At 61.4% G+C, this 9,856-nt stretch carries 6 protein-coding genes and 1 rRNA gene; 3 read left to right on the top strand and 4 right to left on the bottom strand.

What is annotated here, in order from left to right:
• Positions 1–31: 31 nt before the first annotated feature.
• Complete coding sequence (locus tag G8767_RS30540; RefSeq protein ID WP_166813617.1) at positions 32–937, bottom strand: phosphodiesterase; 906 nt, start codon at positions 935–937, stop codon at positions 32–34.
• A gap of 339 nt (positions 938–1,276) precedes the next feature.
• On the opposite strand from G8767_RS30540, the gene G8767_RS30545 reads away from it, so the two are divergent.
• Positions 1,277–2,650: a dicarboxylate/amino acid:cation symporter gene (locus G8767_RS30545; protein ID WP_095971492.1), complete on the top strand. Its 1,374-nt coding sequence runs from the start codon at positions 1,277–1,279 to the stop codon at positions 2,648–2,650.
• A 93-nt stretch (positions 2,651–2,743) separates the two neighbouring features.
• Here the strand turns inward: G8767_RS30545 and G8767_RS30550 are convergent, their stop codons facing one another.
• Complete coding sequence (locus G8767_RS30550) at positions 2,744–3,862, bottom strand: alpha/beta hydrolase family protein (RefSeq protein WP_095971612.1); 1,119 nt, start codon at positions 3,860–3,862, stop codon at positions 2,744–2,746.
• Positions 3,863–3,973: 111 nt separating this feature from the next.
• Here G8767_RS30550 and G8767_RS30555 point away from each other — a divergent pair, with 111 nt between their 5' ends.
• Together G8767_RS30555 and G8767_RS30560 are read left to right on the top strand one after the other, a co-directional pair.
• Positions 3,974–7,156: a DEAD/DEAH box helicase gene (locus G8767_RS30555; RefSeq protein WP_166813619.1), complete on the top strand. Its 3,183-nt coding sequence runs from the start codon at positions 3,974–3,976 to the stop codon at positions 7,154–7,156.
• 113 nt (positions 7,157–7,269) lie between these two features.
• Positions 7,270–7,845, top strand: coding sequence for a TerD family protein (locus tag G8767_RS30560; protein ID WP_003940660.1), 576 nt, complete (start codon positions 7,270–7,272; stop codon positions 7,843–7,845).
• 81 nt (positions 7,846–7,926) lie between these two features.
• Here G8767_RS30560 and G8767_RS30565 read toward each other — a convergent pair whose 3' ends face one another.
• Positions 7,927–9,348, bottom strand: coding sequence for a plasmid pRiA4b ORF-3 family protein (locus G8767_RS30565; protein WP_206029943.1), 1,422 nt, complete (start codon positions 9,346–9,348; stop codon positions 7,927–7,929).
• 402 nt (positions 9,349–9,750) lie between these two features.
• Positions 9,751–9,856, bottom strand: a 5S ribosomal RNA gene (gene rrf / locus G8767_RS30570); the annotation flags it as partial.

Consider the following 9,856-nt stretch of genomic DNA (forward strand, 5'->3'; position numbering starts at 1 on the left):
TGCGCGGGGGTGCCGGAAACCGCCTGCCACCTCAGACGATCGAGCGGCCTGCCTTTTCGCTCTCGCGGATTCGAATACCGGCAACGCCGAGCCTGCGGGCACCCTCGGCCGCGTCGACGGGCTCACCGACCGTCACGTGCGCACCGAGTGGAACGACCGAATGAACAATTGTCTCGTCGTACACGTGCACCAGGTTGCACCCCTGAGCCCCGTCACGACCACGCTGCCCACCGACTTCCACGTTCAAGTCCTGGGTGTAACACGTCGACGACGCCACGGACACCGGAATGCCGGCAAACGTCGCCGTCGTCGAATAGTGCAGGTGCCCGGCAAGAATCGCTCGGACGTCGCTGCCACGCAATACGTCTGCCAACCGGGACTGATCGCGCAACTCCACCAGAACGGCGAGATCCTGAATGCACGGAACCGGCGGATGATGCAGCGCCAGAATTGTTCCGTCGGGCGCCGACACCGCCAATTCTGCTCGTAGCCAATCCAATTGACGATCCGTGATCTCACCGTAGTGATGACCGGGAACCGACGAATCCAGGGTGATCACCCGCAGTCCGTCAAGGTCGTAGACGTTGTCGACGGGATGATCGGTGGCGTCCTCGCCCAACAGCAACGATCTGAACGTAGGGCGGTCGTCGTGGTTGCCCATCGCCCAGACGACCTGCGCATCGATCTCGGCCGCCACAGGTTCCACGATGGCTTTCAGTTCCGCGTATGCGTCGGGGTGCCCCTGGTCGGTCAGGTCGCCAGTGAATATCAGTGCGTCCGGGCGTGCGCCCGAGGCCACGATCCCGCTGAGCACTTCGCGCAATCTCGTCGACGCATCCACGGCGTCGTACAACTCCCCCTGAGCCACCAGATGCGTGTCACTGAGGTGCACCAGGAAATGCTTCGGACGCGGGTACTCGGCATTCCGAACGCTCATCGGTCTCTCGCTTCCGCTTGCCGACGCGTAGGCGCCGGTGCGGCACCTACTGATCGTCGAGACTAGTCAACCGACCAACAGTGACTGATCGGGGCACGCCCGACGAACACGAAGCGAACTCCCGCGGCCACCCTCGGGATCGAGTAGTTGAAGCTGCGAGTAGTGTGTGGACAGTGTTGTTCCTGACCAGTCGGCGTTACGTCGACCTTCGCCTGCAGGCGAGCGCAATGTGTCCGCGCTCGCTCTGACCTGACGCGTACCAGGAAACATTTCTTCGAATCTGCCCGGCCTCTGGTGCCGCGCTGCGTTTCGCTCCCATGATTTTCGAAAGGCATAGTCATGCCCAGCTCCACCTCCACCGGCGTGCCGGAAAAGTCCACGTCCCGTTTTCCGTCCTGGGCGACGGCATTCGGACCGCAGATCGTCGCGGGTCTCGTACTCGGTGTCATCATCGGTCTCGTCGCCCGGGCAATGCCTGACGCAGCCGACGGCAACGTCAACTGGTTGGTCGGCACCGTACAGACCATCGGTTCTAGTTACGTCAAGCTGCTCACCGTTGCGGTGATCCCGCTGGTGTTCACCGCCATCGTCAGCTCGATCGCCAACCTCCGCCAGGTCGCCAATGCAGCTCGCCTGGCCGTGCAGACCTTGCTCTGGTTCGCCATCACCGCTTTCATCGCCGTGATCATCGGCATCATCGTCGGCCTGATCACCGATCCTGGTTCGCGGACCGACGTCGCCGCCGACGCTGCGAAGGAACCCAAGAGTTCGGGTTCGTGGTGGGCGTTCATCACCGGACTGGTTCCGAACAACTTCCTGGGGCTGGGCGCAAAGACTTCCGTCGCAGAGGGAGTAGCAACCACATCCCTGAGCTTCAACGTCCTGCAGCTGCTCGTCATCGCCGGCGCAATCGGTATCGCGGCGCTGAAGATCGGCCCCAAGGCTGCTCCGTTCCTCGAGTTCAACGCGTCACTGCTCGCGATCGTCCAGAAGGTCCTGTGGTGGATCATTCGCCTTGCCCCGATCGGTACGGCCGCACTGATCGCCAACGCTGTCGCCACCTACGGCTGGGATGCAATCGGCTCGCTGGGCGTATTCACCGCCGCCATCTACATCGGTCTGGCCATCGTCTTCTTCGTGGTCTACCCCATCCTGATTGCCGCGCACGGCCTCTCGGTCCGAAGCTTCTTCTCCGGTGTCTGGCCTGCAACTCAACTCGGCTTCGTCTCGCGCTCGTCGATCGGCACTCTGCCGCTGACCGAACGCGTCACCGAACGCAACCTCGGTGTTCCGCGTGAGTACGCCTCATTCGCCGTTCCGCTCGGTGCCACCACCAAGATGGACGGTTGCGCTGCAATCTATCCCGCGATCGCGGCAATCTTCGTCGCCGGCTTCTACGACGTCCCGCTGACCTTCACCGACTACCTGCTGATCGTCGTCGTCTCGGTCATCGGCTCGGCAGCAACGGCCGGAACCACCGGTGCGACAGTCATGCTCACACTCACCCTCTCCACCCTGGGTCTTCCCCTTGCCGGCGTCGGACTGCTCCTCGCAGTCGAACCGATCGTCGACATGGGCCGTACCGCAGTCAACGTCACCGGCCAGGCTCTGGTTCCGGTCATCGTCGCAAAGCGTGAGGGCATCCTCGACAAGGAGCGCTTCGACGCTCCCCGCAACGGTGATCCCTTCGCCGAGGAACTTGTCGACGCGTAACCCTCGCTGACAACAGCAGCGTCCCCGCACCTGAGCAATACGGTGCGGGGACGTTGCTTTTCACCCGGAACTGCACAAACTGTTGCCGAACCGTCAGACGCCCAACGCCCGGGACAAAGTCGGCCACGCCTTGGGTAGTCGTTCACGCCAATATGCCCACGCGTGTGTGCCGTTCGGCTCGTAATCGACCTGGGCCGGAATCTTCAGCTCCTGCAACCGCGCGTCGAACATCTTGGTACAGGCGTGCGCAGCAACCTCGATGCCGCCGCCGATCACCAGACGCTCGAGTAGTTCCGGAGTCTGCAGAGTCTCGTCGGATCCGGGACGACCATTGGCCGTCGACACGTAGATCTCCTTGCCACGCAGCTTCTCTGCGTTGATCAACGAATCGTGTGCCTCCCACTCGGGGCCTCCTGGCACACCCCAGATGTTGGCCGGATCTCCGCTTCGCGAAGAAATCGTGGCCTGGACGGCAGTTCGGCCGAGCGGATCCATCGTGGAATAACAGCCGCTGAACACGGCAACGCCGCGGTACATGTCCGGAAAGCGTTGGGCGAGCATCATTGCGCCCATTGCGCCCATGGAATTGCCGGCAATCGCGTTGATTCCGTTGGTCTTGAGTCGTGCGTCGATCAGCGGTGGCAACTCTTCGGTGATGAAGGTTTCCCACTTGTGCAGTCCCAGCCGCGGATCCGGATTCTCCCAGTCCGAGTACAGGCTCGCGATTCCACCGTTGAGCATCACGACGTTGACGTTCTTGTCGGCGAAGAACGCCGGAGCGCCGCCGATCGTCATCCATCCGCTGCTCTTCTCACCGGCATCGACACCCTCGAGCATGTACAGCGCCGGGCGCGGAACCGAATTGTCAGCGGGTAGCAAAATCTCGACGCCGACCTCGCGTCGAAGTGCAGGCGACGCCACCGTCAGCCTGACCGCTTGCGGTGCGGTCACTTTCTCACCGACGATGGCCGGGACGACGATGTCGTCGCGCAGGTCCGGTTTGGGGCCCGGATCCTCCTGAAGTGGTCCCGGGATCGTCGACCCCGAACTCACGCTGCCCTCGACGCTGCCCAGACTTCCCGAGCTTCCCGCGCTCCCGGAACTCGGCGCTGCCGTCGACAGTCCGCCCAACTGCAAAGAAAGTGCACAAACGGCCACACACACCGCACCTGTGCGCGCAGATCGGATCCACGCACGCCGCTCAGTCCTCATGAAACTCCCAAACCGTCAAAGATGTTTTCCGTGAACATACCGTGCAGTTCGGACTTTCTTGGACAAATGACCACGAAGAGATCTGTCGGTCACCGCTACTAGGCTGGCCCCGTGCAACCGGATTCAGTCAGGGCCCTCGACCTCGACCGAATTCGCGCTGTCGTGGGCACAACCACCTACGAACGCGGTCTTGCCTACCTGCGGCAGAATGCAGTCGAATCCATCGGATGGAACGACACCGCTGACACCTTGACCGGCGCTGTGTCGGGAACTGCACGAGAGCCGTACACCTGCACGATTTCGGTAACCCGCAGCGCGACTGGTACCGCAACTTTCGCACGCGGCCTCTGCACGTGTCCCGTGCGGATGAACTGTAAACACGTGGCTGCGTTGGTACTCGCAGCAGTGGCCGAGGCGAACACGACGCCACAACAACACGGGTGGGACGGCGCGCTCGAGCAGTTGCTCCGACCCGACCCCGATCTCGGTGCCACTCGCGGACTCGGCATTCAATTCAGCACCCGAACCAAGGGCACATCGACACGGCTCCTCGTCAAACCAGTGCAACCAGGAGCGAGAGGGTGGATCTCCGGCGGACTCGCCTGGAACAAACTCGGAAGCACCTTTCAGTTCCCTGCGGATCACCTCCGGGTTCTACGCGACATACATCTCCTGCACAGCGCCGGCAATTACTACCGCAATCAGAATGCCGCGGAAATCGATCTTGCCGGGTTCACGAGCCCGCAACTCTGGTCGCTGCTTCGTGAGGCGATCAGCCTGGGTGTTTCACTCGTTCACTCGAAGGCCTGCCTCGGCAACGTCTCCCTACTCGACGATGCCAACATCTGCCTCGACGTCCACGGAGCAGAAGACGACAACCTCCGTCTCACGCCCCGAATTCAGGCCGGTGGGCACATCGTCACTCATTCCGACTGGGGACTCGTCGGCACGCCGGCACATGGCGTCTTCACGCTCGACGACGCCAACGCGATCACGCTCGCACCACTACACACGCCGGTAACCCACCAACTGAGGCAGTTGATCGACTCCGGAAAGTCAGTCGACATACCCGCCGAGCATCGGGATGCGTTCACTTCACGGTTCGTGTTCAAACTCGGAAACCTCGCTCCCGTCACATCTTCCGACGGCACCTACAACCCACCGACTGTGTCCGGTCCTCGGCTACAACTGGTCGCCACATACGAGGACAACCATCGCATCGACATCGAATCGGCATGGAAGTACACCGTCGATGCCGACGAACTGATCATTTCTACCGCGGATACATCCACCGACGAGTCCGAGGTCCGCAATCACGTGGCCGAAGATGCCATCGCCAAGAGCCTCGGTGCGGCCGGGGCGAAGGCCACTCTCGCGGGAACGCTGACCGGTCTCGATTCCATGCAGTTCACACTCGACCTCCTCCCCCAACTCGACGCGAACGCCGCCGTCGACCTCACCGTCGCGGGCACGCCGGCCGACTATCGTTCTGCAGACGACGCTGTCGTAATCGGTCTCAGCACGTCAGCCCCCGACGGGAACAGCGGATCCGACTGGTTCGACCTCGATGTCACCGTCGACGTTGCGGGACAAAGTGTTCCGTTCACAACACTGTTCTCCGCTCTGAGCAAGGGTGAGACCCACATCCTGCTACCGGACGGCGCCTTCTTCCGACTCGACGCACCTGACCTTCTCGGTCTACACCGACTCATCACCGAAGCGCGGTCACTGCTCGATCGCCCAACCGGCAAACTTGCGATCAGCAAGTTTCAAGCCGGGCTGTGGGATGAATTGACCACACTGGGAAGAGTCGAACATCAAGCAGCAGCATGGAAGAAGCAGATCGCAGGATTGCTCGACAGTTCCGGGATCGATCCCGTCGAAGTCCCCGACACCTTGACGGCAACACTGCGTCCCTATCAGGTCGACGGTTTCCGCTGGCTCAACTTCCTCCGGCAGCACAGCTTGGGCGGCATACTCGCCGACGACATGGGCCTGGGCAAAACCCTGCAAACCCTCGCAATGATCTGCGCTGCACGGCAATCGAATCCAGCGGCGCCGCCCTTTCTGATCGTTGCTCCCACCAGCGTGGTCTCCAATTGGAAATCCGAGGTGGCCAAGTTCGCACCAACCCTCCACGCCGCTGTCATCACGGATACTCTGCGGCGCAGAAGAACCGACCTGGCAACACTCGTCGACGGGGCAGACATCGTCGTGACGTCGTACGCACTCTTTCGCCTCGACAACGAGGCGTATTCCGCAGTCCTCTGGTCCGGACTGGTACTCGACGAAGCCCAATTCGCCAAGAACCACAAGTCCAAAGTCCACCGGTGCGCGCGAGCGGTGGACGCACCTTTCAAACTCGCGATCACCGGAACTCCCATGGAGAACAATCTCATGGAGTTGTGGTCGCTCCTCGCGATCACTGCACCCGGACTGTTCCCCAGTCCCACCACCTTCACCGACCTCTACCGCAACCCCATCGAAAAGGGAGGCGACACAGAGCGATTGGCGCAACTTCGACGGCGCGTCAAACCGCTGATGGTTCGGCGCACCAAGGAACAGGTGGCCGCAGACTTGCCGCCGAAGCAGGAGCAGATACTCGAGATCGAGTTGCATCCGAGTCATCGTGCAATCTACGACACTCACCTACAACGCGAACGGCAGAAGATTCTCGGATTGCTGGACGACGTCGACAAGAACCGATTCACGATCCTGCAATCGCTGACGCTGCTACGCCAACTCAGCCTCGACGTCTCGCTGGTCGACGAGGAAAACGGACCCGTCCCGTCGGCCAAGGTCGACGCTCTCGTCGAGCAATTGGACGACGTCATCGCCGGCGGGCACCGTGCGTTGATCTTCAGTCAGTTCACCGGATTCCTCGGTTCGGTGCGCGCCCGACTCGACGCAGAGAGCATCCCCTACAGCTACCTCGACGGTTCGACGCGCAATCGCGGTGAAGTCCTGGAGGAGTTCAAGTCTGGCGCAATGCCCGTCTTTCTGATCAGCCTCAAGGCTGGTGGCTTCGGTCTCAATCTCACCGAGGCCGACTACTGCTTCATCCTCGATCCCTGGTGGAACCCAGCCGCCGAAGCACAAGCGGTCGATCGCACTCACCGCATCGGGCAGACGCGAAACGTCATGGTCTACCGTCTCATTGCCAAAGACACGATCGAAGAGAAGGTCATGGCACTCAAAGCGAAAAAGTCGGCATTGTTCTCGAATGTCATGGACGCCGAAGGGACGCTCGGCACCGGACTCGACGCCGAGGATCTTCGCGCGCTGTTCGAGTGAGATAGCTATTCGGTCGAACCGCACCTACCCGCTCACGGTAATGTGAGTCGAGAACGGACAACACAGAACTCCCGAACGAAGAAATTCACTTCGTTCGAACGAGAGGAACCTGAATGGGCGTCACACTTGCCAAGGGCGGCAACGTATCTCTGTCGAAGGCCGCACCCAACCTCACCAAGGTCGCAGTCGGTCTCGGCTGGGATGCACGCAGTACCAGTGGTGCCGACTTCGACCTCGACGCCAGCGCGTTGGTCACCGGCCCGGAACGCAAGGTGCTTTCCGACCTGCACTTCGTCTTCTACAACAACCTTCGCTCGCCCGACGGATCCATCGAGCACACCGGCGACAACCTCACCGGTGAAGGTGACGGCGACGACGAGGTCATCAACGTCGACCTCCCGGCTGTACCGCCCAACGTCACCAACATCTTCTTCCCCGTCTCGATTCACGACGCGGACGCCCGGCTCCAGTCCTTCGGGCAGGTCACCAACGCCTACATCCGCGTCGTAGATCTGTCGAATGGCTCCGAGCTGGCACGCTACGACCTCTCGGAAGACGCTTCCACCGAGACCGCCATGCTTTTCGGTGAGCTCTACCGCCACAACGGCGAGTGGAAGTTCCGCGCAGTCGGACAGGGATACGCATCCGGACTCGCCGGTATCGCCCGCGACTACGGCGTCAACATCTGATCTCTATCGGTACGCGAAACGGGGTTCGATCCGGCATTTCCGGATCGAACCCCGTTTCAGTTGTCTGGGTCCGTGCTCGAGCTAACGCTGCAGAATCGCCCTCGCGAGATAGGGAGCCCAGGACGAGTCCGCTTTGGTGCCGAACTTCCCCAGCTCGTAGCCCGTAGCCCCGATCAAACCAAGCACCTCTACAGTGCTCCCCGATGTGTCACGTTTGGAGGTCTGAGCTCCAGACATCAGGATGCTCGACGCGCGAATCGGCTCGAGCGCTCGCGAGACGAAGCGATGACGATCTGACGGCGACATGCCAGCCGCAACTGCGAGGAGTGCAAGGAGCTCCACCGCCCGCTGCGAGCCACCCGGCGCAACCGGAACCCCTTCGACGATTACCGACCACATCATCGACGCGTCCCGCTGAGCTGACTGTCCCCGCTTCGTCAGAACAATCTGCCCTTTGTGCTTTCGCACCAGGCCAAACCTCTTGAGTACCGCGAAGAGTGATCGCCCTTTGGGGAGATTGACAGGTCCCAGTTCAGGTTCGTCGAGCATCGCGTCGACGGTCGTGAAGAAATCATCCGCCTCGATCCCTTCGACACCGATCAGCGTCAGGACCGCCTGAAGGCGGTGGCCGGCTTCGAGGTGGATCAGCTTTCCGACTGCCGACCGATCTTCGATGCCGGCTCGGTCCAGAACCGCGTGCAATTCCGGGACTCGCGCGGGTTCCAGGCATTCGACGAGCTTTGCAACGTCGTACGGCGCAACGATCTCGTCCGGTCGAGATGTACGCCTGTCGGACAGGCGACCGTTGACCTCGGCGATCTCGAATCGTGTCGGCTCGAATTCAGTTTGCGGCCATTCGAGGGTCCACTCGTGGGAGCGCAGCTTCTCCGAAGCGAGGACACCGAGGAGCTGCTCGTACTCGTCAGGCCCGACGCATTCTTCCGGAGGACATGCGCCGCGACCCGCGGCGCACACAACTTGAAAACCGTCGGGCAGTCGGTCCGAAGATTCGAGAGTCAGTGTGTGGCGCCAATTCCCGTAACGCCCATAGCGATAGCTGAGCTCATCACCTGGCAAGACCATGACCTCGTCCAGGCGTACCGCGGACTCCACGACCGCCACTCGACCGGGGCGGCGCTGTTCTGCGTTGCTTCCGGACGCCACATACTCTTCGACCTCACCCGGAAATCTCCTCCCGGACTTGGACCAGGCGTGCGAATGGAGGTCACTCCACCCCATTGCTTGTTGGACCACGGAATGCAGGTCATCCAGATTCAGATCTGAAGTGACGAGAATTCGTCGCCAGATCTGAGTGGAAACATTGTCGACACTGATACGTATCGCGTACTGCGCTGGAACCGAGCGCCGCTGCGAACGCAACGAGCGCGCAAACGGAAAGCCCCCACGCTCTCCGCCAACTTCTTGAACAAACCTTTGCAGTTCTTCCGGTTCCGTCGGAACGAGTCGCAAATGCGACACCCTCGAGCTGCTCAACCCCACCATGTCACTCAGCCTAGGCCAAAGTGCTAGGGACAAAGGCACAAAATCGGAGAGTACTTCGAACTTATGAGGGGGTTCACAATCTGTACCTTGGCTAATAAGTCGCTACGTGCTTCGGCGCCGGCATCTTCCTCACCCCGTCTGCCTTTGCGCTGCCTTTGCCCTGCCCTGATCGTGTGAACGGTACGTTCGGTCGATCTGAGGCGACGGATGTACCGTTCGCTCGACGTCGGGGGTGGTGCGCCGGCCGTGACGGTGCCGGCAGTACCCTGCCCCTGGTGGTGTGAACGGTGCGTTGGGTCGATCTGAGGCGACGGAGGTACCGTTCGCTCGCGGTCGGGGTGTGTTTTGGGTATGAGAAAGCCCCCCAACCATGACTGGTTGGGGGGGCTTCTCTTACAGTGTGTTCGGCGGTGTCCTACTCTCCCACACCCTGTCGAGTGCAGTACCATCGGCGCTGAAGGGCTTAGCTTCCGGGTTCGGAATGGGACCGGGCGTTTCCCCTTCGCTA

This window comes from Rhodococcus sp. IC4_135, from assembly GCF_011602025.1.
Lineage (GTDB): Bacteria > Actinomycetota > Actinomycetes > Mycobacteriales > Mycobacteriaceae > Rhodococcus_F > Rhodococcus_F baikonurensis.

Excerpts from the sequence above, each read along its gene's own strand:
- G8767_RS30540 (WP_166813617.1), bottom strand. The coding sequence starts at position 937 with ATGAGCGTTCGGAATGCCGAGTACCCGCGTCCGAAGCATTTCCTGGTG.
- G8767_RS30545 (WP_095971492.1), top strand. The coding sequence starts at position 1,277 with ATGCCCAGCTCCACCTCCACCGGCGTGCCGGAAAAGTCCACGTCCCGT.
- G8767_RS30550 (WP_095971612.1), bottom strand. The coding sequence starts at position 3,862 with ATGAGGACTGAGCGGCGTGCGTGGATCCGATCTGCGCGCACAGGTGCG.
- G8767_RS30560 (WP_003940660.1), top strand. The coding sequence starts at position 7,270 with ATGGGCGTCACACTTGCCAAGGGCGGCAACGTATCTCTGTCGAAGGCC.
- G8767_RS30565 (WP_206029943.1), bottom strand. The coding sequence starts at position 9,348 with ATGGTGGGGTTGAGCAGCTCGAGGGTGTCGCATTTGCGACTCGTTCCG.